The sequence below is a fragment of the Lentisalinibacter orientalis genome (assembly GCF_040706535.1).
Taxonomy (GTDB): domain Bacteria; phylum Pseudomonadota; class Gammaproteobacteria; order Steroidobacterales; family Woeseiaceae; genus Lentisalinibacter; species Lentisalinibacter orientalis.
Genome location: NZ_JAPDRJ010000001.1, coordinates 1589015 through 1612867 on the forward strand (window position 1 = coordinate 1589015; position 23853 = coordinate 1612867).

Sequence of the window (23853 nt, forward strand, 5' to 3'; positions counted from 1 at the left end):
GCCGGGGAGGCGGGCGTCGGTCTGCCGCGCCCCGCGGCCGGAATCGTTCGGGACGAGGCCGCGCCGGACCGCCGCAGCCCTCATGCGGAGCTGCGCTGCCGGCGCTGGCTGGAAGACGGGATGTCCATGGCCTCACGATACTTCGCAACGGTCCGCCGCGCCACAACCACGCCGTCCTCCTTCAGCATCGCCGCGATCTTGCTGTCGCTGAGCGGTTTGCGGCGGTCCTCGGCGCCGATCAGCTTGCGTATCTTCGCGCGCACCGCCACGGAGGACTGGTCCTCGCCGTCGACGCTGCCGACATGGCTGGAGAAGAAATAACGGAACTCCAGCACGCCGCGCGGCGTGTGCATGTACTTGTTGTTGGTGACCCGGGAGATCGTCGACTCGTGCATCTCCACGGCCTCCGCCACGTCCCGCAGCACCATCGGCTTCATGGCTTCCTCGCCGTGCTCGAAGAAGTCGGTCTGGCGCTCGACGATGCAGGTGGCCACCTTCATCAGCGTCTCGTTGCGTATCTCCAGGCTGCGGACGAGCCAGCGGGCCTCCTGCAGCTGCGCCTTCAGCGCCGTATGCCCGCCATCGCCGCGCAGCATCTCGGCATAGCGCTGGTTGACGGTCAGCCGGGGTATGCCGGAGGAGGCGATCTCGACCAGCCACTCGCCGTCGATCTTGCGCACGAAGACGTCCGGGATGACGTACTCGGTGCGGGCGGGTGCGATGGCCTGGCCCGGCCGCGGATGACAGCCGCGGATGAGTGCCAGCGCGTCGGTGAGTTCGTCGCCCGACACCTGCAGTTCGCGCTGCAGGTGCGCCGGGTCGTTCTCGGCGACCCGCTCCAGGTGCTCGGCCGCGAGCTCCCGGGCCAGACCGAGGCCGGGCGTGTCGCCGGCGAGCTGGCGCAGCTGCAGGTCGATGCACTCGGACAGCGAGCGCGCCGCGATGCCGGCCGGGTCGAAGCGCTGGATCTTCCTGAGCGTGCGCTCGACCTCCTCCTCGCTGACGTCCAGCTCCGGGCCGGCGATGTCGCGGATCTCGTCCAGCGAGACGGTGAGATAGCCGTCGTCGTTGATGGCGTCGATGATCGCCTCGCCGATCAGCATCTCCCGGGGCGTGAACTTCTCCAGCTCGAGCTGCCAGTGCAGGTGCTCGTGCAGCGATTCCTGGCTCTCGTCCGCGAACTCGGACATGCCGCGGTCGCCGCTCCAGCCGGAGTCCTGGCTCCTGGCGGGCAGGTCGCGCCAGCTGTCCTCCGCGGTGACCGCCCGCACGTCGCCGGGCGTCTCCTCGGTGGCGGACTCGCCGTTCACGCGCGGCGGCTCCGGCAGCTCCTCCGCCTCCAGCATGACGTTCTCTTCCAGCGCTTCCTGGATCTGCGCCGTCAGATCCATGACGGGCAGCTGCAGCAGGCGGATGGCCTGTTGCAGCTGCGGCGTCATCGTCAGCTGCTGACTGAGTTTTAGCTGGAGTGACGGTTTCAACATCTTGCTGCCGGGCAGCCGCCATCGCGCTGCCGGTGAGTCCGTGTGCGTCTGCCGATGGTCAGAGCCGGAACCCCTCGCCCAGATAGACCTGCCGCACGTGGCGGTTCGCCAGAATCTCCTCCGGCGTGCCTTCTGCGATCAATGACCCCTCATTGAGTATATAGGCTCGGCTGCAGATTCCGAGGGTCTCCCTCACATTATGGTCAGTGATCAGTACCCCGATGCCGCGGTCGCTCAGGTGGCGGATGATGCGCTGGATGTCGATGACCGAGATCGGGTCGACGCCGGCGAACGGCTCGTCCAGCAGCACGAAGCGCGGGTCTGCCGCCAGCGCCCGGGCGATCTCCACGCGCCGGCGCTCGCCGCCGGACAGGCTCATGCCGAGGCTCGTGCGCACGTGCCCGACGTGCAGCTCGTCCAGCAGCTCGTCCAGGATGCGCTCGCGGTCGCTGCGCTCCAGCTCGTCCCGGGTCTCCAGGATGCCGAGCACGTTCTGCTCCACCGTGAGCTTGCGGAAGATGGACGCCTCCTGAGGCAGGTAGCCGAGGCCGAGCCGGGCGCGGCGGTGCATGGGCAGGTGGGTGAGGTCCTGGCCGTCCAGCAGGATGCGCCCCCTGTCGCAGGGGATCAGGCCCACGATCATGTAGAAGGCCGTGGTCTTGCCGGCGCCGTTCGGGCCCAGCAGGCCGACGACCTCGCCGCTGGATATCTCCAGCGAGATACCCTTAACGACTTCCCGGAACTTGTAGCTCTTGTGGACGTCCTGGACGCTCAGGATGCTCATGGCGCCTCGTCGTCGTCCAGTCTCTTCTCCACCTCCTCCGGCACGATCGTGAGGCTTACCTTGCCGTCCTCACCCTCCCGGCCGCGGGCGGTCACCACCTGCTGGTTGAGGTCGTAGACCAGCAGGTCGCCGGCGATGGTATTGGAGCCCTCGCTGATGCGCGCATCGTCGGTGAATGTGACCCGGCCGACGGTGACGTCGTATTCGAAACGGCCGGCCCGGCCGGTGGTCACCGTGCCTTCCTCGGGCCGTTCGTCCCGGAACCGCGCGGGGTCGCCGGTGGCCACGGCGCTGGCCAGGCGGTGATCCCTGAAGGTGAGCTCGGCGCTGTCGCAGAGGATGTTGGTGTTGTCCACGTCGATCTTCACATCGCCTTCGAAGCGCCACACGCTGTCGCGGAAGTCCGGGCTGCTGTCGCCGCCGAACAGCGTCTGGCCCCGGTCGGCTTCGATGCCGATCGTGCCCTGGGTGATGCGCAGGCCGCGGAAGATCATCAGGTTGTTGCGGCGGTCGAATTCGCTGGAATCGGCATCGAGGGAGATCGGCAGCCGGCTGTCGATGCCCTCGCGCAGGCTCTGGCCCGAGGTGACGAGGGGAGCCGTCAGCAGGACGGCGGCCGCCACCAGCAGGGGTGCGCCTGCGAGCCGTTTCTCGAACCCTCGCCGGCGCACGATGCGCCCGGCGTCAGGGCATGAATTTGCCGCTGACATTGGACTTCAGCTCCACTCGGTCTTCCTGCAGGAATGCTAGCATGCCGGTCGCCGACAGACTCTGCTCGCCGATGCGGATTGTGACGCGCTCCTCGGTGCTCGCCGTCTTCGCGCGGGGGTCGAATTCCAGCCGCGCGGTGGTGAGTTCGGTGACCTCGCCGTTGTCGTCCGGCTCGCTCACCGCGCGCACGTTGCCGCTCAGCACGATCTTCCGCGACGCCGGCTCCAGCACCCCGCTGGCGGCGGTCAGCGACCAGGGCACGGTGGCGGCCGGGCTGTAGCGCACGGTCACCTCGCTGAGCTGCACCGGCCCGCCGTCCTCGGCCTGGGTCGCCTCCGCCGCGTGCAGCCGGTACAGGACGTCCCCGTCCTCGGCCGTGCCGGTGACGGTGGCATCGCGCATGTAGTAGCCGCTGACGATCGTGCTCGGGTCGGCCGCCTGGGGCATCTCCTCGGTCCCGCGCAGGCTCAGCAGCCAGGTGCCGACGGCGGCCGCCGCCAGCAGCAGCAGGGCGAGGACGCCGCGCAGGTTCACCCGGACGCGTCTGCGTTGCGGACGGCGAGCCGGGCGGCCAGCACCAGGTCGGCCACTTCCCGGACGGCGCCGTGGCCGCCGCTGCGGGCCGTGACGTAATCCGCCTCGGCGACGATGTCGTCGACGGCGTTGGCCACCGCGATGGCGAGGCCGCAGGTCCGCATCGCCTCCAGGTCGGGGATATCGTCGCCCACGTAGGCCGCCTCGGCCAGGTCGACGCCGAGTTCCTCCGCCAGCGCGTGCAGCTCCGGGATCTTGTGCCGGCAGCCCTGCACGACCCGGGTCACGCCCAGCTCCGCCATGCGCCGGTCCACGGCGCCGGAGCGCCGTCCGCTGATGATGGCCACCTGCACCCCCGCCTCCAGCAGGCGGCGCACGCCGTAGCCGTCCTGGGTGTGGAAGGCCTTGTATTCCCTGCCGTCCTCGTCCATGAGGAAGCGCCCGTCGGTGAACACGCCGTCCACGTCGAAGACGATCAGACGCAGCCGGGCCAGCCTGTCGCTGAGCTCCGCCATCGCTACATGACGCCGGCGCGGAACAGGTCGTGGATATTCAGCGCCCCGATCAGATGCTCGCGTTCGTCCACGACGAGCAGTGCCGTGATCTTGTTCTGCTCGATGATGTGCACCGCCTCCGCGGCGAGAGTGTCCGGCGTCACCGTCAGGCAGCCGGGATGGGTCACCTCCGCCATGGTCGTCGCGCGTATGTCCACACCGGTGTCGAGGGTGCGGCGCAGGTCGCCGTCGGTGAAGATGCTGACCACCCGGCCGGAGGCGTCCACCACCGCGGTCATGCCGAGGCCCTTGCGGGTCATCTCCAGCAGGCCCTCGCTGAGCGTGACCCCGGGGCTCACCCGGGGCACGTCCTCCCCGGTATGCATGATGTCGCCCACCGTCAGCAGCAGACGCCGGCCCAGGCTGCCGCCGGGGTGCGAGCGGGCGAAATCCTCCGCCGTGAAGCCCCGCGACTCGAGCAGCGCCACCGCCAGCGCATCGCCCATCGCCAGCGTCGCCGTGGTGCTCGCGGTGGGCGCCAGGTTGAGCGGGCAGGCCTCTTCCCTGACGCTGACGTCGAGGACCACGTCCGAGGCTCTCGCCAGCGTCGAGTCGTGCTTGCCGGTCAGCGTGATCAGCGGCACGCCCAGCCGCTTGACCAGCGGCAGGATCGTGACGATCTCCTGGGTCTCGCCGGAATAGGAGACGGCCATGACCAGGTCGGTGGCGGTGATCATGCCCAGGTCGCCGTGGCTCGCCTCGCCCGGGTGGACGAAGAAGGCCGGGCTGCCGGTGCTGGCCAGGGTGGCGGCGATCTTGCCGCCGATGTGACCGGATTTGCCCATGCCCGTCACGACGATGCGGCCCGTGCAGGCCAGACACAGGCTGCAGGCGCGGTCGAAGTCCTCGCCGATGCGTTCGGCCAGGTCCTGCACCGCCCGCGCCTCGATGCCGAGCACGTTGCGGGCCAGTTCTCGGGTGGCTCTTGCGTCCAGCTTTCGCTCCTGGCGGCGTCGCCGCCGCGGCTCAGGTGAGCGTCTGCCCCAGGTTCTGCGAAACCACGTAGGCGTGGTAAGCGAGGAACGCGACGAGCAGCGCCACGCCTTCCAGTCGGCCGATACGGCCGGCGTCGGCGTAATTGTACGTCATAGCGAACAGGACCAGCGTGACGGCCACCATGACGAAGAAGTGCAGCGTCAGCACCGTCGGTTCCACCGTCGCCGGATGGATGACGACGGCCAGGCCGATGACGGCTAGCAGGTTGAACATGTTGGAGCCGAGGATGTTGCCGATGGCCAGGCCCTGCTCGCCCTTCAGCGCGCTCACCAGCGACACCGCCAGTTCCGGCAGGCTGGTGCCGATGGCCACCAGGGTGACGCCGATCACGAGTTCACTGACACCGAGTTGCCGGGCCAGCTGGAGGGCGCCGTCCACCAGCAGTTCCGAGCCCACGAGCAGCACGGCGAGGCCCACCGCCAGCCAGAGGATGGCCGTGCGCATCGGCAGGTCGCGGGGGATCTCGGCCTCGTATTCCGCCTCGATGGGATCGGCGGCGCGCGCCCCCGTCCCGAGCCGCACGATCCAGTACAGCACCACGACCAGGGCCCCCAGCAGCACGAAGCCGTCGATGCGGGTGAGGCGCAGATCCAGGAACAGGGCCAGCGTGAGCAGCGTCACCGCCAGCAGCAGGGGCATCTCCCGGCGCAGGATGGTCGAGGTGACCAGGATGGGCCGCACCGCCGCGACCGCCCCGAGCACCAGCGCGATATTGGCGATATTCGAGCCGATCGCGTTGCCGAGCGCGAGGCTCGGGCGCCCTGCGAGGGCGGCGACCACGGAGACGAGGATCTCCGGTGCGGAGGTGGCGAAGCCGACGATGGTGAGCCCGATCAGCAGCGTGGGGACGCCCAGGTTGCGGGCCGTCCCTGCTGCGCCCACGACGAAGCGGTCCGCGCCCCAGATGAGCAGCGCCAGGCCGATCGCGACGGAGATGAGATCGAGCAACATGGTCAGGTTCCAACCTCGACAGGGGCGACGCAGCGCCCGCGACAGCCGCCCCCCACGGCGAAGAGGGGCAGAATCATACACAATGGGGCCCGGCCGCCGCGACGTCGGGCGCAGCCGTTGGGTCGGGACTGCCTTTGGGCTACACTGCGCGCGGAATCATACAGAGTGCTTCATCAGTTTGGGGATGATTACACCTCAGGAAATATCGCAGCTTATCGAGCAGGGCATGCCCGACACCCGGGCGCGGGTGGCCAGCGACGACAACACCCATTTCGAGGCCGTCGTCGTGAGTCCGCAGTTCGAGGGCCAGCGGCCGCTCAGGCGCCACCAGATGGTCTACGGCTGCCTCGGCGAGCGCATGGGCCGCGAAATCCATGCGCTCTCGATCCGCGCCTTCACGCCGGAAGAATGGAGCCGCCAGGGCTGAGGCGCCCGGCGGCCCGGTCTCGACCATGGACAAACTGAAGATCACCGGCGGCACCGCGCTGGACGGCGAGATACGCATCTCCGGCGCCAAGAACGCCACGCTGCCGATCCTGGCGGCCACGCTGCTGGCCTCGGACCGGGTCACCGTCGCCAACGTCCCCCATCTCAGGGACGTGACCACCACCATCTCGCTGCTCCAGCGCATGGGCGTGGAGGTCACCGTGGACGACCGGCTCAGCGTCGAGGTGGACGCCTCGGCCATCCGCGAGCTGCGGGCGCCGTACGATCTGGTGAAGACTATGCGGGCCTCCATCCTGGTGCTGGGGCCGCTGGTGGCCCGTCATGGCGCCGCCGACGTCTCGCTGCCCGGCGGCTGCGCCATCGGCGCCCGGCCGGTGGACCTGCACGTGGCGGGGCTGCGGGCGATGGGCGCCGACGTCGAGATCGAGGACGGCTATATCCGCGCCCGCGCCGGTCGGCTGCAGGGCACCCACTTCGTGTTCGAGACGGTCACCGTCACCGGCACGGAGAACCTGATGATGGCGGCCACGCTGGCCCGGGGCGAGACGGTGCTGGAGAACGCCGCGCGCGAGCCGGAGGTGGCGGATCTGGCCGCCTTCCTGAACAGCATGGGGGCGCGGATCGAGGGCGCCGGCAGCGGCACCATCCGCATCCAGGGCGTCGAGACTCTCTCGGGCACGCGCCATACGGTGCTGCCCGACCGCATCGAGACCGGCACCTACCTGGTGGCCGGCGCCATGACCCGGGGCCGCGTGCGCGTGAAGCAGACCCGGCCGGACATCCTGGAGGCGGTGCTGGCCAAGCTCACCGAGGCGGGTGCGGAGATCCGCACGGGCGAGGACTGGATCGAGCTGGACATGGGCGGGCGGCGGCCCCGCGCCGTGGACATACGCACGGCGCCCTATCCCGCGTTCCCGACGGACATGCAGGCGCAGTTCTGCGCGCTGAACGCCGTGGCCGAAGGCGTGGGCACCATCACCGAGACCATCTTCGAGAACCGCTTCATGCACGTGCTCGAGATGCAGCGCATGGGCGCGCGCATCCGCCTGGAAGGGAACACGGCGATCTCGGAGGGGGTGGAGGCGCTGCAGGGCGCGCCGGTCATGGCCACGGACCTCAGGGCATCCGCCGGTCTGGTGCTCGCGGGGCTGGTCGCGAAGGGCGAGACCCTGGTGGACCGCATCTACCACGTCGACCGCGGCTACGAGTGCATCGAGGAGAAGCTGCGCCAGCTCGGCGCGGTCATCCGGCGGGTGCCGGGCAGCGAGACCGCCGCCGGCGAGGGCGCCGCGGGACGGGCGACCGGCTAAGGGGACGACTCGGCCGGCGACCCGGACGGGGAAGAGGGCGCCGGCCGGAACTGGGGTCGCTCGCCGACCACCGCCTCGGCCTCGAAGCGCTCCCCGCCGCGGATGCCGGTAATGGCAAGGCGCGTGCCCGGCTTCACCCCGGCCACCCTCAGCAGTGCCTGCTGCGTGTTGCCGATGGGCGCACCGTCGATCGCCACCAGCACGTCGCCCCGCCGCAGTCCGGCGCGGCTCGCCGGGCTGTCCTCGTGGACCCGTTCCAGCAGGATGCCGCCCGTGCTCTCGAGCCCCAGTGCCGCCAGTTCCGCGGGCGTGAGATCGTCGGGCTCCATGCCCAGCCAGCCGCGGATGACCCGGCCGTGCTCCTTCAGCTCGCGCACCACGCCGCGCACCAGGTTCACCGGGATGGCGAAGCTGATGCCCTCGGTGGCGATGTCCTGCGCGAGCACGGCGGTGTTGATGCCCACCAGCTCGCCGCGCGTGTTCACCAGCGCGCCGCCGGAGTTGCCGGTGTTGATCGCGGCATCGGTCTGGATGAAGTTCTCGAACGTGGTCAGGCCCAGCAGGCCGCGGCCGGTCGCGCTGACGATGCCCTGGGTTACCGTCTGGCTCAGTCCGTAGGGGTTGCCGATGGCCAGGACCACGTCGCCGATGCGCAGCCGGTCCGAGCGGCCCAGCGGTACCGCCGGCAGGTCCGGCAGATCGATCTTCAGCAGGGCGAGGTCCGTCTCCAGGTCCTGGCCCACGGGCACCGGGTCGGCCACCCGCCCGTCGGCCAGCTGCACCCGGATCTGCACCGCGCCGGCGACCACGTGGTAATTGGTGACCAGGTAGCCCTCGCCGTCGATGATGACGGCCGAGCCGAGGCTGGAGTCCAGCCGGAAGCGCTCCGGCCGGCGCTCCTCGGGCCGCGCGCCGTCGCGTACCAGCCGCGTGGTGTACACGTTCACCACGGCGGGGGCGCTGCGGGCCACCGCGTCGGCGTAACCCCCCGGTGCGGTGGCGCCTTCGGCTTGCGGCCCGCCTGAGACGGGCATCAGCTCCGGCTTCACCAGCACGATCAGGAAGGCTGCGGCCAGCCCGATCACGACCGACTGGACGAGGAAATAGACTGCCCGCTGGATGCCTGCCATAACGCTCTCGTGACGCTCGTGGACACCGCCTGGACCCGGGTCATCCGGCGGCCCGCTGGTAGGCAACTCCGTCTGGCGGTGTGTATAATCCCGGTTTTGACCCACGCGCGGCCTCCGGCTCAGGATCTCTCCGGGCCTGTCTGGCTCCCGCCGGGAATCTCAGCCAATTTACCAGTTTCGAGCCAAACCTAGAACGAGCTTGTCATAGCCGGTTGTATGGGAGTGCCTGATGACGGACGACGTTGATCGCAGCAGACGTCATTTCCTTGCTGTAGCGACCGCCGTAACCGGCGGTGTGGGCGCGGTGCTCGCCGCGGCGCCTTTCGTTATTTCCCTGCGGCCCAGCGCCCGCGCCGAGGCCCTCGGCGCGCCGGTGGAGATCGACGTCGGCCCTCTGGAGGTCGGCGAGATGGTCCGCGTGGAGTGGCGCGGCAAGCCGGTCTGGGTGCTCCGTCGCAGCCAGGACATGCTGGAGCGTCTGGAGAAAGCTGAACAATACCTGCGCGACCCGGACTCCTCCGAATCCGACCAGCCCGAATATGCGCAAAACCAGGCGAGGGCGCGTAAACCCGAGTACTTCGTGGTGGTCGGCCAGTGCACCCACCTCGGTTGCGCGCCCATCAAGCGGTTCGAGGTGCAGCCCGCGGACCTGGGCGACGACTGGTACGGCGGTTTCTACTGCCCGTGCCACGGCTCCAAGTTCGACCTGTCCGGCCGGGTGTACTCGGGCGTGCCGGCGCCGTTGAATCTTCCGGTGCCGCCGTACCGCTTCATCAATGACGACGTGATACTGGTCGGTGACGAGACGGGAGCAGCGTAAGACCATGGCTAGAACGGAAGCTGAAGTGACCGAGTCGACCCGCAGCGGCGGCCTGGTGAAGTGGATCAACGACCGCTTCCCGCTGGAGAGCATGCTGAAGGAGCATGTCACCGAATACTACGCCGCCAAGAATTTCAATGTCTGGTACGTGTTCGGCGTGCTGTCGATGGTGGTGCTGGTCATCCAGCTGGTGACGGGCATCTTCCTCACCATGAACTACAAGCCGTCGGCGGACGAGGCGTTCGCCTCGGTCGAGTACATCATGCGCGACGTGGACTGGGGCTGGCTGATCCGCTACATGCATTCCACCGGCGCGTCGGCCTTCTTCGTGGTGGTGTATCTGCACATGTTCCGGGCGATGCTGTACGGCTCTTACAAGAAGCCGCGCGAGCTCATCTGGATCATCGGCATGCTGATCTTCCTCGTTCTGATGGCGGAGGCGTTCTTCGGCTATCTGCTGCCCTGGGGCCAGATGTCGTACTGGGGTGCCCAGGTCATCGTCTCCCTGTTCGGCGCCATACCGGCCATCGGCGACACACTGGTGGAGTGGATCCGCGGCGACTACTCCATCTCCGATATCACGCTGAACCGTTTCTTCGCCCTGCACGTCATCGCGCTGCCGCTGGTGCTGGTCATGCTGGTGGTGGTGCACATCCTGGCGCTGCACGAGGTGGGCTCGAACAACCCGGACGGCATCGAGATCAAGGAGCACAAGGACGCGAACGGCGTGCCGGTGGACGGCGTGGCGTTCCATCCGTATCACACCTCCAAGGATCTGGTGGCGATCATCGTCTTCCTGATGGCGTTCTCGGCGGTCGTCTTCTTCGCGCCGGAGATGGGCGGTTACTTCCTGGAGCACGCCAACTTCGATCCGGCGGATCCGCTGGTAACGCCGGCGCACATCGCGCCGGTGTGGTACTTCACGCCCTTCTACGCGATCCTGCGGGCGGTGCCGGACAAGCTGCTCGGCGTCATCCTGATGGGTGCGGCCGTGCTGCTGCCGCTGTTCCTGCCCTGGCTGGACCGCTGCAAGGTCAAGTCCATCCGTTACCGGGGTGCGATCTACAAGGGCGCGCTGGCGGCCTTCGTCGTCAGCTTCATCGTGCTGGGTTATCTCGGGGTGCAGCCGGCGACCGGCCTTTACACGCTGCTGGCGCGGATCTTCACGGCGGTGTACTTCGCATTCTTCCTGCTGATGCCGTTCTACACGAAGATCGAGAAAACCAAACCGGTGCCGGAGAGGGTCGTCTACCATGGCTAAGGCAAGAATCGTCGTCACGCTCGTCGCGGTCGCGGCGGCTTCTTTCCCGGTCCAGGCCTCGGCAGCGGGCGGCGGCTCGCAGTTCAACGAGCCGGCCAACAACGACGTGGGCAACGAAGCCTCGCTGCAGCGGGGCGCGCGCAACTACATGAACTACTGCGCGGGCTGCCACTCGGCCAAGTACGTGCGCTACAACACGCTGGCCGACGGTCTCGAGCTGAACGAGGAACAGCTCATCGAGAACCTGATGTTCAATGCCGAGAAGACCCACGAGACCATCCAGGCCTCCATGCCGGCCGATCAGTCGGCGCGTTGGTTCGGCAAGACGCCGCCGGATCTCTCGCTGATCGCCCGCAGCCGGGGCACGGATTATCTCTACAACTTCCTGCGCACCTTCTACGTGGACGACAGCCGGCCCGCGGGCACCAACAACATGGTGCTGGCCGGCGCCAGCATGCCCCACGTGCTCTGGAAGCTGCAGGGCCTGCAGCGGCCGGTATACGAAGAGGTGACGGACGAGAAGGGCCACACGGTGCAGCAGTTCGTGGAGTTCGAGCAGGTCACCGAGGGTACGCTCTCGCCCGAGGAGTACGACCAGTTCGTGCGCGACACGGTCAACTTCCTCGACTACATCAGCGAACCCGTTCAGCTGGAGCGTCGCGTGCTCGGCGTCTGGGTGCTGCTGTTCCTGGTGGTATTCTTCCTCTTCGCCTACTTGCTGAAGAAAGAGATCTGGAAGGACGTACACTGAGTTACCAGCCTGCCGCCGGGCCATGCGCCCCGCCGCAACAGGACGTCAGAGGTAGACCATCATGGCGGTAATAGCCAACCGGCGCTCAGTGATGACGCTATTTTCCCGGCCCACCGACATCCACAGTCATCGGGTGCGGCTGGTGCTCGCCGAGAAGAGCATCAACATCGAGATCGTCAACGTCGAGGGGCCGGAGCTGCCCGAAGACCTGCTCGACCTGAACCCCTACCACAGCGTGCCCACGCTCGTGGACCGGGACCTGGTGCTGTACGACTCCCGGGTGATCATCGAATACCTGGACGAGCGCTTCCCGCACCCGCCGCTGATGCCCGTGGACCCGGTGACCCGGGCCCACTTCCGCCTGGCCCTGTTCCGAATCGAGACGGACTGGTACCGCCTGGCGGATGAAATCGAGGAGGCCAGCGAGAAGAAGCAGGCGACCCGCTCGCGCAAGATGCTGAAGGAGTCCATCCTGCAGAGCGCGGACGTTTTCGCCGCGCGGGAGTTCTTCCTGAGTGACGAGTTCTCGCTGGTGGATGCGAGCATCGCGCCCATCCTGTGGCGCCTGCCCGTCTACAACATCGACATCTCGACCAAGAGCGGCGCCATCGAGGGTTACATGGACCGCATCTTTGCGCGCTCTTCGTTCCAGCAGAGTCTCACCGAACGCGAACAGGAGATGCGGCTGTGAGCCTGCGGTCGGCACCCGCCGGATGAGTTCGGACGCACCGGCAGCGGTATCGAAGCGGCCCTATCTCGTGCGCGCGATGCACGAGTGGATGAGCGACAGCGGGCACACGCCGCACATCGTCGTGGACGCCACCATGGCCGGAGTCAACGTGCCCGAGCAGCACGCGAAGGACGGCCGCATCATCCTCAACATCAGCTATTCCGCCGCTCATGACCTCAGGCTGGACAACGAGGCGGTCAGCTTCCGCGCCCGTTTCGGCGGCACGCCCTACGACGTGTGGGTGCCCGTGACGGCCATCCTGGGCATTTACGCGCGGGAGACGGGCCAGGGCATGATCTTCTCCCAGAACGACGACGGTCCCGAGCCCCCGGACGGCCCCGGCGGCGACGGCGGCAACGATGACGACAAGGACGGCGACGGCGGGCGCGGCGGCCGGCCGTCACACCTCAAGGTGGTGAAGTAGCGGGCAAGCGCTGCCGGCGCTAGCCGCCGCCCAGCAGCGAACGGTCGATGAGATCGCACAGGCAGTGGATCACCACGAGGTGCACTTCCTGGATCCGCGCGGTGCGCTCCGCCGGCACCCGTATCTCCACGTCGTCGGCACCCAGCATGCTGGCCATGCGGCCGCCGTCGCGCCCGGTCAGGGCCAGCACGGGCATACTGCGCTCGTGGGCGGCCGTGATGGCCCGGCAGACATTCTCCGAGTTGCCCGAGGTGGATATGGCCAGCAGCACGTCGCCCGGCCGGCCGAGTGCGCGGACCTGCTTGGAGAAGATCTCGTCGTAGGCGTAGTCGTTCGAGATGGACGTCAGCGTCGAGGAATCCGTGGTGAGCGCCAGCCCCGGCAGCCCGGGGCGCTCGCGCTCGAAGCGGTTCAGCAGCTCCGAGGAGAAGTGCTGCGCGTCGCCCGCCGAGCCGCCGTTGCCGCAGGACAGGATCTTGCCGTCTTCCAGCAGGCAGCGGGTGAGCATCGCGCCGCCGGCGGCGACGGGCAGCGCCAGGCTCTCCGTTGCGGCCTGCTTGACGGCGATGCTCTCGGCGAAGTGGTCTCTGACGATGCTCTCGGGTTCCATGGCGGCTCTCTGCTTTCGGCGGTGCTCTCGTCTTTGGTCCTCACCAGGGTCGGAAGGCGTCCTGCAGCCATTGTAACCGTGGACGTCCGTCCGCGCTCACGTCGATGCAGACGACGTCAAAGCGGAATTCCATCTCCGCATAGCGGGGATGGCGGCAGAGAAACTGCTCCGTGGCGCGGACGATCCGGCGCTGCTTGGCCGGCGAGACGGAGTCACGAGCGCTGTAGCGTGCGCCGGCACCGCGGTAGCGGACCTCCACCACGATCAGCGTATTGCCGGCGCGCATGAGCAGGTCCAGCTCGCCCAGGCGGCAGTGGTAGTTCGCCGCGACGCACTGGAGCCCGGCGTTCTCGAGGTGGCGGCGGGCCAGCTCCTCGGCGCCGTCTCCTAGTCGCTGTCGGCCGGTGCGTCCCACGTTGCCGGCGGCCGCTCCGGGGGCGAGTCACGGAGCAGGATGTCGATGCCCGGCGGCAGTTCGACCTCGTCCTCGGTCTCCGGTACCGGTTCCGCTACTGCGACGATCTCTCCCTGCTCGAAGGTGGCGAAGGGCAGGCGACGGTGGATCACGCCCCGCAGGTCCATGCTGAGTTCCCCGGTCATGCCCTGCAGCGGTTCTTCGAGGCCGCTGCCGGCGCCGTCCTGCAGCGCGCCGACCAGGCGGTACGCGTCGTAGCCCATGGCGTGCAGCCGGGACAGGGGGGCCGACCCCGGCCACAGCTCGGCGTAGGTGGCGCGCAGGCGTTCGATCTCCGCGCGCTCCGAGACGATCCAGGGGACCTCCGGGAAGAGCACGCCGTTCAGGTCGGAGTTGCTGCGGTCGTCGCGCTCGTTGATGGTCGAGGTGGCGTAGACGGGCAGACCGCCGGCGTAATGGAATCTGAGCTGCGGGCGCAGGAGGCGTGCGGTGGTGCCGTCGGCGGCGAGAAAGATGAAGTCGATGTCGCCGCGCCGCCGGGGTTCGAACTGCAGCGATCCGCCCACCACGCCGCGCAGCCGGCGGTAGCGCTGGATGCTCTCGTCGAGCAGCAGGAGATCCTCGATGGTGTCGGAGAAGTCGGCGGCGCCGGGCTGGTAGCGGCGGTAGTCCAGCAGCCTTCCGCCCGACTGGTTCAGCGAGGCGGCGAAGGCGCCCAGCACACGCTCGCCCCAGTCGGATGCGGGGACCAGCGCCACGCCCCGCGGGTGCTCGTCGATCACGACCCGCCGGCCGACCTGGGCCGCCTCGTCCTCCGGCGCCAGGGCGTACTGGTACAGGCCGGCGGGGGGGCGGACCTCCTCCGGCAGCGTGTTCAGCGCCAGCGTCGGTACCGCGATCTCCACTCCCGTGGCGATGTCCATCACCGAGGGCTTCAACAGCGGGCCGATGACGAATTCGGCGCCGTCCTCCACCGCCTGCTGGTAGGCGTAGACGTTGCCTTCGGTGGCGACGTCGTAGAAGCGGATGAGCGGCTTCATGCCCTCGCGGAAGTCGTTGAACCAGGCGCCGAGAATGCCGTCGCGGATGGCCGCCCCGGCCCGGCCGCTGCGGCCGGAGAGAGGCAGCAGCACGCCGATCTGGCGGGGATAGGCGCCTGCCGCCATGTCGACGTTCAGCAGGGAGGGCACCAGGTCGGCCAGTGCCGGGTGCCGCGGATACGACCGGCGCCAGTCCATGACGCCGCGACGGAAGGCCAGGGTATCCGCGGCGGCGGCGGTGCCGGTCAGCCCGAGTTCGAGCCAGCCCCGTATGGTCGGGTCGGACGCCTCTGCCAGCGCCGCCTCCAGTTGCGCCGGCGGCGTGCCGATGAGGCCCGCCCAGATGATCTCGTGATTCGTGCGCACGGCCCGGGCGTCGTCCAGCCACAGTTCCCGCCGCACCAGCAGTTCCAGGGCCTCCCGGGTGTTGCCCGTGTCGAACAGCGCCGCGCCCCGCAGCGCATCCCGGCGCAGGCGTTGCTCCACCCGCAGGCTCAGGTCGTCCAGGGCCTGCAGACGCTCGAGCGCAGCGGCCGCTTCGCCGACTGCGAGATCCAGACGTGCGGCAGTCAGCGCCCAGTCGGTGGCGAGATCGGAGTCCGCCGGCTTCTCGGTGCTGGCGAAGGCGGTCCGTGCCCGGGCGATATCGCCGGCGCGCATCCATTCCTCCACTGCCAGCAGGGTCAGGCGGGTGCGCTGGTCGCCGGCCGCGTCGCCGGCCAGCGCGATGTAGATGCGCGCTGCGTCCTGGTGGCGGCCGGCTGCCGCCAGCGAGCCGGCGCGGGCCTCGGCCTGGGGATAGCCGGTGCCGCCGGGCGTGGTCTGGCAGCCGGCGGCGAAAACCGCGGCGAGCAGTAGCGCCAGGATGCGCAGGGCGGCTTGCCCTCGCGTGTAGTTGCCATGCACGATGCGACGATTCCTCATGAAAGATCCCGAGATGGCCAGAGCCGCTGGAGAGAGCACACCGGCGCCGGATACCGCCGGAGTACTGTACGTCGTCGCCACGCCCATCGGCAATCTGGACGATCTGTCCGTGCGGGCGCGGGACACGCTCGGGGCGGTCGACCTGATCGCAGCGGAGGATACCCGGCACACCCGGCGATTGCTAACGCATTTCGGCATCAAAAAGCCCCTTTTCGCGCTGCACGAGCACAACGAGGAGCAGGCGATACCGGGCCTCGTCGAGCGTCTCGGCGCCGGCGAATCCGTGGCGCTGGTGAGCGATGCGGGCACGCCGCTGGTGAGCGACCCCGGTTACCGCCTGGTGCGGGCGGCGGCGGCCGCGGGCCTGACGGTCTCGCCCGTCCCGGGTCCCTGTGCCGCGGTCGCCGCCCTCAGCGCGGCGGGGTTGCCGACGGACCGTTTCGTGTTCCTCGGTTTCCCGCCGGCGCGGCGCGAGGCCCGCCGGTCATGGCTGGAGGCGCTGCGCGCAGACCCGCGCACGCTGGTCCTCTACGAATCCGTGCATCGCTGCGGCGAATTGCTGGAGGATCTGGCAGCCGTACTCGGGTCCGACCGTCCCGTCGTGATCGGGCGTGAACTCACCAAGACCCACGAGACCTTCCACCGGGGCAGCGCGGGCGGCCTGGCCGCGGCCTGGCGGGACGGCGCCGTCACGGCCAGAGGGGAGTTCGTCGTGTGCGTGGGCGGCGCGCCGCCGGCCGGGGGAGACGAGGACGCCGCGGAAGCCGACCGGGTGCTCGGCCTATTGCTGGAGGAACTGCCGGTGAAGACCGCCGCGAAGCTGGCGGCCCGGCTGACCGGCGCGCCCAGGAACCGCCTGTACCGCCGCGCCCTGGCGCTGAAAGGGGACGACTGAGACGCCGCCCACGGGATGCTTGATTCCGCTGCCGGCTTGCCCTAATTTGGATCACGGAGCCGGCCAGGCAATCGCCCCGCCTCGTGCGGGGAGGAAAGTCCGGGCTCCCTCGGACAGGACGCCAGGTAACGCCTGGGGGGCGCGAGCCCACGGAAAGTGCAACAGAAAGCATACCGCCGAAGTGCCGCGAGGCGCTGGTAAGGGTGAAATGGTGCGGTAAGAGCGCACCGCGCGGGTGGTAACACGCCGCGGCAAGGTAAACCCCGTCCGGAGCAAGACCAAATAGGGGAGTGCGCGGCGCGAGCCGCACCGTCGGTCCCGAACGGACTCCCGGGTAGGTCGCTAGAGGCAGCCGGTGACGGCTGCCCCAGATGAATGATTGCCCTCGACAGAACCCGGCTTACCGGCCGGCTCCTTTCTTGATTACGGACCCCGGTGGGGAGGGCGAGAGCCCTTTCCACCCCGGTTTGCGCAACCCGCCGCGGCCGCGGCCCCCGTCCGCCCCCTGTCGCCGATCGGCGACAGCCTGCTTAGCCCGGCCTGAAAATGGGCATTTAAGCTACTGATTTTCGTCTTTATATGCGTTGACCCGATCCCGCCGGGTCGGGCCTTTTCCCCGCTAAGTCCCTGTCCCGCAAGTGATAATCCGCGCACCGATATTGACGCCTCCGAGGGCGGTCCCTATAGTGTCGAAAAGTGGTGAAAAGTGGGAATAGTTGGGATTACAGGGGGTCCCGCCACGCATGTTTCGAGGTCCTACCAAAGTCACGCTGGACGCCAAAGGGCGCCTGGCGATACCGACGCGCTACCGCGAGCGGCTCGCGGCGCGTTGCGACGGGCACCTCGTTGTCACCGTAGACCGGGATTACTGCCTCCTTATCTATCCGTTGCCCGACTGGGAGGAGATCGAGCGCAAGCTCGTGCGGCTGCCGGCTCTCGACCGGAAGGCGCGGCGGCTGCAGCGCCTCATGGTGGGTCATGCGACAGAGGTCGAACTCGATGGCCATGGCCGCATTCTACTCTCGAAGGAGCTGCGGGAGTTTGCCGGGCTCGAGAAGCACACGGTGCTGATCGGGCAGGGCAACAAGTTCGAGTTATGGGACGAGGAGCGCTGGAACGAGAAGCGCGACTCGTGGTTGGCAGACGAGGAAGGCGACGAGCTGCCGCTGTCGGCGGAACTCGAGTCGCTCTCCTTATAAGAACAAGGTGGTTGGCGCCGAGTGACTGAGCATATCCCGGTCCTTCTGGCCGAGGTGCTGGAGGGTCTGGCGATACGGCCCGACGGTCTCTACATCGATGCGACCTTCGGCCGGGGCGGTCACAGCGCGGCAATTCTGGAAAGACTGGGTCCCGTCGGCAGGCTGCTGGCGATAGACCGGGACGAAGAGGCGGTCGCCGCCGGACGGGAACGGTTTTCGGAAGACAAGCGGTTTCGTATCGAACGGGGGAATTTCTCGGATCTCGGGACTATCGCGGTCAGGCACGGCTTCGGCGGCAGGACCGACGGGATTCTCTTCGATCTGGGGGTTTCCTCGCCACAGCTGGACGACGCGGAGCGCGGCTTCAGCTTCAGACAGGACGGCCCGCTGGACATGCGGATGGACAGGCAGGAAGGCCCGAGCGCAGGCGACTGGCTGAACCGGGTATCGGAGCGCGAGTTGCGAGAGGTGTTGAAAACCTACGGCGAGGAACGGCAGGCGACGCGCATCGCCCGGGCCGTGGTTCGCGTGCGGGAAGAAGCCCCGCTCGCCACCACGGGTCAGCTCGCCGGGATCGTCGAGTCGGTGCTCGGGAGGCGCAAGCCCGGCGAGCGGCATCCGGCCACGAAGACGTTCCAGGCGATCCGCATCTATCTCAACCGGGAGCTCGAGTCGATCACCGAGGCGCTGTCCCGGGTGCGCGAGGTCCTCGCACCCGGCGGGCGGCTCGCCGTGATCAGCTTCCACTCGCTGGAGGACCGCATCGTGAAGCGCTTCATGCGCGAGGCTTCGCTGGACGACGAACGCTACCGGGGCCTGCCCGAGGTGCCGCCCGCGGCACGCGCCTGGCTCCGGCTGGTGGGCAAGCCGCTGACGCCTTCGGCGGAGGAAGCGGATGCGAACCCCCGGGCCCGCAGCGCGCGGCTGCGTGTGGCGGAGAAGGTGGCATGAGCCGGCAGCCGATGAAGACGCTGCCGGCTACGGTGCCCCTGGGCCTCACGCTGGTGCTCGCGCTGGCGTGCGTGGCCTCGGCGATGGCGATCATTCACACGCGCCAGGAGTCGCGGGAGCTGTTCGTGCAGCTGCAGGAGCTCAGCGGCGAGCGGGACGCGCTGAACATCGAATGGGGCCGGCTGCAGATCGAACAGAGCGCGTATGCCACCCATGCGCGGGTGGAGCGCATCGCGCGCCGCGACCTGGAACTCGAGCGGCCGCAGACCAGTGACATCTACATCGTGAAACCGGAATGAAGAAGGGAGCGCGCAAGAAAGAGCAGGCGGTGCGGCGGTTCCGCAACCGCAGCGCGCTGGTGCTCGGCTTCTTCGCCCTGACGGCCACGGCGCTGGTGGCGCGCGCCGTCGACCTGCAGGTGCTGAACAACGACTTCCTGGCGCGGGAGGCGGACGCGCGCCACCTGCGCACCGCGAAGATCTCCGCACATCGCGGCGCCATCACCGACCGCAACGGCGAGCCGCTGGCGGTCTCGACCCCGGTGGACAGCATCTGGGCGAACCCGGGCCAGCTCGCGCCCGCCGCCGAAGAAGTGCCGAAGCTGGCCAGCCTGCTCGACCTGGACCCCGAGCAGCTCATGCGCCGGCTCACCCGCAACATGGACCGGGAGTTCGTCTACCTGCGCCGTCACCTCGCGCCGGACCGCGCGGACCGGGTACAGGCGCAAGACCTGCCCGGCGTGAACGTGCTGCGCGAATACCGGCGCTTCTATCCCGCCGGCGAGGTCACCGGCCATCTTCTCGGCTTCACCGACATCGACGATTCGGGCCAGGAGGGCCTCGAGTTCGCGTTCGATCACTGGCTCGCCGGCGAGCCCGGCGCCAAGCGCGTGCTGAAGGACAACCGGGGGCGCTCCATCGAGGACGTCGAGAGCATCAGCCCGCCCCGGCACGGGCGCACGCTCGCCGCCAGCATCGACCTCACCATCCAGTATCTGGCCTACCGCGAGCTGAAGGCCGCGGTTCGACGCCACGGCGCCGCCGCGGGCTCCATCGTGGTGCTGGACGTGGACACCGGCGAGGTGCTGGCCATGGTGAACCAGCCCGCCTACAACCCGAACGACCGCTCCCAGCTGACCGTGGAGCGCTACCGCAACCGGGCGGTCACCGACATCCTGGAGCCCGGTTCCAGCGTGAAGCCGCTGGTCATGGCAGCGGCGCTCGAGAGCGGTCGGTTCCGGCCGGGCAGCATCGTCGATACCGGGCCGGGCTGGGTCGAGGTGGGCGCGAAGCGCATCGAGGATACCGAGGACCTGGGTCCGATCGACCTCACGACGGTGCTGGCGCGCTCCAGCAACGTCGGCATGACGAAGGTCGCCATGTCGCTGGAGCCGGAGCAGCTCTGGCAGACCCTGTCGGGGTTCGGTATCGGCAGTCTCACCTCCTGCGGCTTCCCCGGCGAGTCGGCGGGACTGCTGAGCCACTACAACCACTGGCAGCCGATCAGCCAGGCGACGCTGGCCTATGGCTACGGCCTGTCGGTGACGCCGCTGCAGCTCGCGCGGGCGTACGCGGTGATCGGCAGCGGCGGCCTGATGCGGCCGGTGTCGCTGCTGCGGCTGGACGAGCCGCCCCCGGCGGATCGGGTCATCTCCGAATCCGCCGCGCGGCAGGTGCTCGCGATGATGGAACAGGTGGTGCTGCCCGGCGGCACGGGTACGCGGGCGGACGTGCCCGGATACCGCATCGCCGGCAAGACCGGCACGGCGCGGAAGTTCGCGGCGGGAGGCTACTCCGAGGATCGCTATCTCGCCATCTTCGCCGGCCTCGCGCCGGCCAGCGATCCGCGGCTCGCCGTGGTGGTCGTGATCGACGAGCCGACGGGCGACGCCTACTACGGCGGCCAGGTGTCCGCGCCGGTATTCGCCCGGGTGACCTCGGAAGCGCTGCGCCTGCTAGCCGTGCCGCCGGACGACCTGCCGGTGCGCCAGCCCGGCGAGGTCGTGCAGGCGATGCAGGCGGCGGGACGATGAGTGCGGTGGCAGGAGTCATGAGTCCGCCGGAGACGCCGACCAGGCCGACGACGCTGCAGGCGCTGCTGGCCGGCATCGCGCCGGCGACGGCCATGCCCGCGGGGACGGCGGTGACTGTCTCCGACATCACCCTGGACAGCCGCCGCGTGCTCCCGGGCGGCGTGTTCTTCGCCCTGCAGGGCACGGCGGGCCACGGCCTCGGCTACCTGCCGCAGGCGCTCGCGGCCGGCGCCGCCGCAGTGGTCTACGAGCCTGCGCCCGGTGTCGCGGCGCCGGAGGGGCTCGCCGTCCCCGCCATCCCGGTGCCGGGCCTGCGCCGCCGTCTGGGTGCGATTGCCGACCGCTGGTTCGGCGCGCCCTCGACGCGGATCGCCGTTTCCGGCGCGACCGGCACCAACGGCAAGACCACCGTGACCTGGCTGCTTGCCGACGCGCTCAACCGGCTGGAGCGCCCCTGCGCGTACCTGGGCACCCTCGGTGCCGGCATGCCCGACGCCCTGGAGACGGCGGCGCTGACCACGCCGGACGTGATCGAGGTGCATCGCCGTCTCGCCGCCTTCGCGGCGGCGGGCGCAGGCCATGCGAGCATCGAGGTCTCCTCCCACGCGCTGGATCAGGGCCGCATCGACGGTGTGCGCCTCGCCGCGGCCGCCTTCACCAACCTGAGCCGCGACCACCTGGACTACCACGGCAGCATGGCGGCCTACGGCGAGGCCAAGGCGAAGCTGCTGGAAGTGCCGGGCCTCGAGCGCCGGGTGATCAACGCCGACGACGCTTTCGGCGCCGAACTCTGCCGCCGCCATGCGGACTCCGCGCTCGCCGTGACCCGCCGGGACGCGACGGTTGCGCGGCGCCGCCTCGCCCTCGGCGATGTCCGGCTCGGCGCCGACGGCATCGCCTTCTCGTTCACCTCGCCCTTCGGTGGCGGGAGCGTGCGCTCGCGTCTGCGGGGCGATTTCAACGTGGAGAATCTGGCCGTCGTGCTCGGGCTCCTGCTGGAGACGGGCATCCCGCTGGACGAGGCCACGAGGGCGCTGGCCGCGGTCGAACCGCCGCCGGGACGGCTGCAGGTGGTGGGCGAGGGTCGCCCCCTCGTGGTCGTCGACTATGCCCATACGCCGGACGCCCTCGCCGCGGCCATCGCCGCGCTGCGGCCGCACTGCGCCGGCGAGTTGTGGTGCGTGTTCGGCTGCGGCGGCGAGCGGGATCCGGGCAAGCGCCCGCTGATGGCCCGAGCGGCCGCGGCTGCCGAACGGGTGGTCGTGACCAGCGACAACCCGCGCGGCGAAGACCCCGATGCGATCATCGCGGAAATCATGGCCGGGGCGCCGGCGGGTGGTGCGACAGAGGGCAGGTTCCGCGTCGTCGCCGATCGCCGGGATGCCATCGCCATGGCGGTGCGCGAGGCGGCGCCGGCGGACTGCGTCCTGGTCGCCGGGCGCGGTCACGAACGTTTCCAGATCACCGCCTCCGGCCCCCGCCCGCTGAGCGACGCGGCCGAGGCGCACGCGGCGCTGGCCGGGAGGTCGGTATGAGCGCCGGCACCCTGCGCGAGACGGCGGAGATCGTGGGCGGAGAGCTCGTCGGCGAGAACCGTCCCTGGGCGGGCGTGAGCACCGACACCCGCCGCCTGGGCGAGGGCGAGCTGTTCTTCGCGCTCACCGGCCCGAACTTCGATGGCAACGACTACGTGCCGACAGCGGCCGAGGGTGGCGCGGCCGGCGCCGTGGTCTCCCGGCTCGCCGACGCGGCGCTGCCCCAGGTGCGCGTGGCGGACACCCGCGCGGCGCTCGGCCGCCTGGGCGCCGAGTGGCGCAGCCGCCACGGGGCCACCGTCATCGGCATCACCGGCAGCAACGGCAAGACCACGGTGAAGGAGCTCGTCGCGGCCTGCCTGGGCGAGACGGCGCTGGCGACCCGGGGCAATCTGAACAACGAGATCGGGCTGCCGCTGATGCTGCTGGAACTCGAGCCGGACCACGAATACGGCGTGTTCGAGATGGGCTGCAGCCGCCCGGGCGACATCGCGTGGCTGGCCGGGCTCGCCCGCCCGGACATCGGCGTGGTCACCAATGCCGGGTCCGCCCACCTGGAGGGACTCGGCAGCATCGAGGGCGTGGCCCGCACGAAGGGCGAGCTGTTCCAGGCGCTGGGGCCTGAAGCCACCGCCGTGATCAACGCCGACGATCCCTGGTGCGGGCTGTGGGAGGCCATGGCCGGCCCGGCGCAGGTGGTGACCTTCGGCATCCGCAACGACGCCGACGTCAGTGCCAGGGACGTCCGGCCGACGGCGGACGGCAGCCGGTTCCTGCTGGCCGCCGGCGACGAGTCGGTGGAGGTCGAGCTGCCGCTGCCGGGCGAGCACAACGTCATGAACGCCTGCTGCGCGGCGGCGGCGGCCATGGCGGCCGGCGTGCCGCTGCGCCGGGCCGCCGAGCGCCTGGCCGCGGCCCGCCACGTGAGCGGGCGCATGACCCGCCGGGCGGCGCCCGGCGGCGCGGTGATCTGGGACGATACCTACAACGCCAACCCCACGTCGCTGGCGGCCGGCGCGCGTGCGGTGGTCGCCGGCGGCGGACGGGCCTGGGCGGTCGTCGGCGACATGCTGGAACTGGGCGAGCAGACGGCCGCCATCCACGAGGCGGCCGGCGCCGATCTGCGCAGCGCCGGCATCGAGCGGGTGTACTGCCTCGGCGAGCTGGCGCGCCACCTCGCCGAAGGCTTCGGCAGCGGCGCGCGCTGGTTCGGCAGCGCCGACGAACTGATCGCGGCGCTGCGCGCCGATCTCACGGCAGAAGTCGGCGTGCTGGTGAAGGGCTCCCGGGGGATGCGCATGGAGCGCATCGCCGACGCGCTCGTAAACGCGGAGCCGGGCGCGGCTGCAGGCGGGGAGGGCTGAC

General features: G+C 69.6%; 24 protein-coding genes, 1 other RNA gene and 1 pseudogene. 15 read left to right on the forward strand and 11 right to left on the reverse strand.

The annotated features are described in order from the left end of the window. Positions 1 to 80 precede the first annotated feature (80 nt). The 7 genes from ACJMK0_RS07005 to ACJMK0_RS07035 all read right to left on the reverse strand — a co-directional run bounded on the left by ACJMK0_RS07005 (position 81) and on the right by ACJMK0_RS07035 (position 6014). Positions 81 to 1481 carry an RNA polymerase factor sigma-54 gene (locus ACJMK0_RS07005; RefSeq protein WP_405237910.1) on the reverse strand — a complete coding sequence of 467 codons (1401 nt, stop codon included), beginning with the start codon at positions 1479 to 1481 and terminating at the stop codon, positions 81 to 83. A 61-nt stretch (positions 1482 to 1542) separates the two neighbouring features. Next, positions 1543 to 2268 (reverse strand): LPS export ABC transporter ATP-binding protein, encoded by a 726-nt coding sequence (gene lptB, locus ACJMK0_RS07010; protein WP_405236825.1) that lies wholly within the window; start codon positions 2266 to 2268, stop codon positions 1543 to 1545. Next, on the reverse strand, positions 2265 to 2978 hold the full coding sequence (gene lptA / locus ACJMK0_RS07015; protein WP_405236827.1) for a lipopolysaccharide transport periplasmic protein LptA: 714 nt from the start codon (positions 2976 to 2978) through the stop codon (positions 2265 to 2267). The genes lptB and lptA overlap by 4 nt, the downstream gene beginning before the upstream one ends. Further along, positions 2953 to 3513: an LPS export ABC transporter periplasmic protein LptC gene (gene lptC / locus ACJMK0_RS07020; protein WP_405236829.1), complete on the reverse strand. Its 561-nt coding sequence runs from the start codon at positions 3511 to 3513 to the stop codon at positions 2953 to 2955. The genes lptA and lptC overlap by 26 nt, the downstream gene beginning before the upstream one ends. Then, a complete protein-coding gene (locus ACJMK0_RS07025; protein ID WP_405236831.1) occupies positions 3510 to 4028 on the reverse strand; it encodes a KdsC family phosphatase in 519 nt (172 codons plus the stop codon). Before ACJMK0_RS07025 ends, lptC begins: the two co-directional genes overlap by 4 nt. 2 nt (positions 4029 to 4030) lie before the next feature. After that, a complete protein-coding gene (locus ACJMK0_RS07030) occupies positions 4031 to 5002 on the reverse strand; it encodes a KpsF/GutQ family sugar-phosphate isomerase (RefSeq protein WP_405237912.1) in 972 nt (323 codons plus the stop codon). Positions 5003 to 5033: 31 nt separating this feature from the next. Continuing rightward, positions 5034 to 6014 carry a calcium/sodium antiporter gene (locus ACJMK0_RS07035; protein ID WP_405236833.1) on the reverse strand — a complete coding sequence of 327 codons (981 nt, stop codon included), beginning with the start codon at positions 6012 to 6014 and terminating at the stop codon, positions 5034 to 5036. A 226-nt stretch (positions 6015 to 6240) separates the two neighbouring features. Here ACJMK0_RS07035 and ACJMK0_RS07040 point away from each other — a divergent pair, with 226 nt between their 5' ends. Then, a complete protein-coding gene (locus ACJMK0_RS07040) occupies positions 6241 to 6441 on the forward strand; it encodes a BolA family protein (protein WP_405236835.1) in 201 nt (66 codons plus the stop codon). Positions 6442 to 6466: 25 nt separating this feature from the next. Further along, entirely contained in the window at positions 6467 to 7771 is a 1305-nt protein-coding gene (gene murA, locus ACJMK0_RS07045; RefSeq protein ID WP_405236837.1) for a UDP-N-acetylglucosamine 1-carboxyvinyltransferase, read from the forward strand. On the opposite strand, the gene ACJMK0_RS07050 is transcribed toward murA, so the two are convergent. Continuing rightward, on the reverse strand, positions 7768 to 8892 hold the full coding sequence (locus ACJMK0_RS07050; protein WP_405237914.1) for a S1C family serine protease: 1125 nt from the start codon (positions 8890 to 8892) through the stop codon (positions 7768 to 7770). The genes murA and ACJMK0_RS07050 overlap by 4 nt on opposite strands. A 238-nt stretch (positions 8893 to 9130) precedes the next feature. On the opposite strand from ACJMK0_RS07050, the gene petA reads away from it, so the two are divergent. The 5 genes from petA to ACJMK0_RS07075 all read left to right on the forward strand — a co-directional run bounded on the left by petA (position 9131) and on the right by ACJMK0_RS07075 (position 12887). Then, the gene (petA, locus tag ACJMK0_RS07055) at positions 9131 to 9721 is read left to right on the forward strand and encodes a ubiquinol-cytochrome c reductase iron-sulfur subunit (RefSeq protein ID WP_405236838.1); all 591 of its coding nucleotides are present in this window, start codon (positions 9131 to 9133) and stop codon (positions 9719 to 9721) included. A gap of 4 nt (positions 9722 to 9725) precedes the next feature. Further along, positions 9726 to 10982, forward strand: a complete 1257-nt coding sequence (locus ACJMK0_RS07060) for a cytochrome b (protein ID WP_405236840.1) — start codon at positions 9726 to 9728, stop codon at positions 10980 to 10982. After that, complete coding sequence (locus tag ACJMK0_RS07065) at positions 10975 to 11733, forward strand: cytochrome c1 (protein ID WP_405236842.1); 759 nt, start codon at positions 10975 to 10977, stop codon at positions 11731 to 11733. Before ACJMK0_RS07060 ends, ACJMK0_RS07065 begins: the two co-directional genes overlap by 8 nt. A 61-nt stretch (positions 11734 to 11794) precedes the next feature. After that, positions 11795 to 12424 (forward strand): glutathione S-transferase N-terminal domain-containing protein, encoded by a 630-nt coding sequence (locus tag ACJMK0_RS07070; protein WP_405236844.1) that lies wholly within the window; start codon positions 11795 to 11797, stop codon positions 12422 to 12424. A gap of 22 nt (positions 12425 to 12446) precedes the next feature. Beyond that, on the forward strand, positions 12447 to 12887 hold the full coding sequence (locus tag ACJMK0_RS07075; protein ID WP_405236846.1) for a ClpXP protease specificity-enhancing factor: 441 nt from the start codon (positions 12447 to 12449) through the stop codon (positions 12885 to 12887). Positions 12888 to 12906: 19 nt separating this feature from the next. Here the strand turns inward: ACJMK0_RS07075 and ACJMK0_RS07080 are convergent. The 3 genes and pseudogenes from ACJMK0_RS07080 to ACJMK0_RS07090 form a co-directional block, all read right to left on the reverse strand. Continuing rightward, positions 12907 to 13509: pseudogene (locus tag ACJMK0_RS07080) on the reverse strand (phosphoheptose isomerase); the annotation flags it as partial. A gap of 28 nt (positions 13510 to 13537) precedes the next feature. Further along, a complete protein-coding gene (locus tag ACJMK0_RS07085) occupies positions 13538 to 13912 on the reverse strand; it encodes a YraN family protein (protein WP_405236848.1) in 375 nt (124 codons plus the stop codon). Beyond that, positions 13885 to 15876 (reverse strand): penicillin-binding protein activator, encoded by a 1992-nt coding sequence (locus tag ACJMK0_RS07090; protein WP_405236850.1) that lies wholly within the window; start codon positions 15874 to 15876, stop codon positions 13885 to 13887. The genes ACJMK0_RS07085 and ACJMK0_RS07090 overlap by 28 nt, the downstream gene beginning before the upstream one ends. Positions 15877 to 15889: 13 nt before the next feature. Here ACJMK0_RS07090 and rsmI point away from each other — a divergent pair, with 13 nt between their 5' ends. From rsmI to ACJMK0_RS07130, 8 genes are all read left to right on the forward strand, one after another. Continuing rightward, positions 15890 to 16771, forward strand: coding sequence for a 16S rRNA (cytidine(1402)-2'-O)-methyltransferase (gene rsmI, locus ACJMK0_RS07095; protein ID WP_405236852.1), 882 nt, complete (start codon positions 15890 to 15892; stop codon positions 16769 to 16771). Positions 16772 to 16826: 55 nt separating this feature from the next. After that, an RNA gene (gene rnpB, locus ACJMK0_RS07100) (RNase P RNA component class A) lies at positions 16827 to 17190 on the forward strand. Between the two features lie 324 nt (positions 17191 to 17514). Beyond that, complete coding sequence (mraZ, locus tag ACJMK0_RS07105) at positions 17515 to 17970, forward strand: division/cell wall cluster transcriptional repressor MraZ (RefSeq protein WP_405236854.1); 456 nt, start codon at positions 17515 to 17517, stop codon at positions 17968 to 17970. 21 nt (positions 17971 to 17991) lie between these two features. Continuing rightward, positions 17992 to 18921, forward strand: coding sequence for a 16S rRNA (cytosine(1402)-N(4))-methyltransferase RsmH (gene rsmH, locus ACJMK0_RS07110; RefSeq protein ID WP_405236856.1), 930 nt, complete (start codon positions 17992 to 17994; stop codon positions 18919 to 18921). Then, positions 18918 to 19220, forward strand: a complete 303-nt coding sequence (gene ftsL, locus ACJMK0_RS07115) for a cell division protein FtsL (RefSeq protein WP_405236858.1) — start codon at positions 18918 to 18920, stop codon at positions 19218 to 19220. Before rsmH ends, ftsL begins: the two co-directional genes overlap by 4 nt. Continuing rightward, a complete protein-coding gene (locus ACJMK0_RS07120; protein ID WP_405236860.1) occupies positions 19217 to 20953 on the forward strand; it encodes a peptidoglycan D,D-transpeptidase FtsI family protein in 1737 nt (578 codons plus the stop codon). Before ftsL ends, ACJMK0_RS07120 begins: the two co-directional genes overlap by 4 nt. Further along, positions 20950 to 22488 carry a UDP-N-acetylmuramoyl-L-alanyl-D-glutamate--2,6-diaminopimelate ligase gene (locus ACJMK0_RS07125; RefSeq protein ID WP_405236862.1) on the forward strand — a complete coding sequence of 513 codons (1539 nt, stop codon included), beginning with the start codon at positions 20950 to 20952 and terminating at the stop codon, positions 22486 to 22488. Before ACJMK0_RS07120 ends, ACJMK0_RS07125 begins: the two co-directional genes overlap by 4 nt. After that, positions 22485 to 23852, forward strand: a complete 1368-nt coding sequence (locus ACJMK0_RS07130; protein WP_405236864.1) for a UDP-N-acetylmuramoyl-tripeptide--D-alanyl-D-alanine ligase — start codon at positions 22485 to 22487, stop codon at positions 23850 to 23852. The genes ACJMK0_RS07125 and ACJMK0_RS07130 overlap by 4 nt, the downstream gene beginning before the upstream one ends. The last annotated feature ends 1 nt before the right edge of the window (position 23853 follow it).

Excerpts from the sequence above, each read along its gene's own strand:
- ACJMK0_RS07075 (WP_405236846.1), top strand. The coding sequence starts at position 12,447 with ATGAGTTCGGACGCACCGGCAGCGGTATCGAAGCGGCCCTATCTCGTG.
- ACJMK0_RS07065 (WP_405236842.1), top strand. The coding sequence starts at position 10,975 with ATGGCTAAGGCAAGAATCGTCGTCACGCTCGTCGCGGTCGCGGCGGCT.
- lptB (WP_405236825.1), bottom strand. The coding sequence starts at position 2,268 with ATGAGCATCCTGAGCGTCCAGGACGTCCACAAGAGCTACAAGTTCCGG.
- ACJMK0_RS07040 (WP_405236835.1), top strand. The coding sequence starts at position 6,241 with ATGCCCGACACCCGGGCGCGGGTGGCCAGCGACGACAACACCCATTTC.
- ACJMK0_RS07130 (WP_405236864.1), top strand. The coding sequence starts at position 22,485 with ATGAGCGCCGGCACCCTGCGCGAGACGGCGGAGATCGTGGGCGGAGAG.
- ACJMK0_RS07070 (WP_405236844.1), top strand. The coding sequence starts at position 11,795 with ATGGCGGTAATAGCCAACCGGCGCTCAGTGATGACGCTATTTTCCCGG.
- ACJMK0_RS07090 (WP_405236850.1), bottom strand. The coding sequence starts at position 15,876 with ATGAGGAATCGTCGCATCGTGCATGGCAACTACACGCGAGGGCAAGCC.
- petA (WP_405236838.1), top strand. The coding sequence starts at position 9,131 with ATGACGGACGACGTTGATCGCAGCAGACGTCATTTCCTTGCTGTAGCG.
- ACJMK0_RS07025 (WP_405236831.1), bottom strand. The coding sequence starts at position 4,028 with ATGGCGGAGCTCAGCGACAGGCTGGCCCGGCTGCGTCTGATCGTCTTC.
- ftsL (WP_405236858.1), top strand. The coding sequence starts at position 18,918 with ATGAGCCGGCAGCCGATGAAGACGCTGCCGGCTACGGTGCCCCTGGGC.
- ACJMK0_RS07125 (WP_405236862.1), top strand. The coding sequence starts at position 20,950 with ATGAGTGCGGTGGCAGGAGTCATGAGTCCGCCGGAGACGCCGACCAGG.
- ACJMK0_RS07060 (WP_405236840.1), top strand. The coding sequence starts at position 9,726 with ATGGCTAGAACGGAAGCTGAAGTGACCGAGTCGACCCGCAGCGGCGGC.
- murA (WP_405236837.1), top strand. The coding sequence starts at position 6,467 with ATGGACAAACTGAAGATCACCGGCGGCACCGCGCTGGACGGCGAGATA.
- rsmI (WP_405236852.1), top strand. The coding sequence starts at position 15,890 with ATGGCCAGAGCCGCTGGAGAGAGCACACCGGCGCCGGATACCGCCGGA.
- ACJMK0_RS07035 (WP_405236833.1), bottom strand. The coding sequence starts at position 6,014 with ATGTTGCTCGATCTCATCTCCGTCGCGATCGGCCTGGCGCTGCTCATC.
- lptA (WP_405236827.1), bottom strand. The coding sequence starts at position 2,978 with ATGTCAGCGGCAAATTCATGCCCTGACGCCGGGCGCATCGTGCGCCGG.
- mraZ (WP_405236854.1), top strand. The coding sequence starts at position 17,515 with ATGTTTCGAGGTCCTACCAAAGTCACGCTGGACGCCAAAGGGCGCCTG.
- ACJMK0_RS07120 (WP_405236860.1), top strand. The coding sequence starts at position 19,217 with ATGAAGAAGGGAGCGCGCAAGAAAGAGCAGGCGGTGCGGCGGTTCCGC.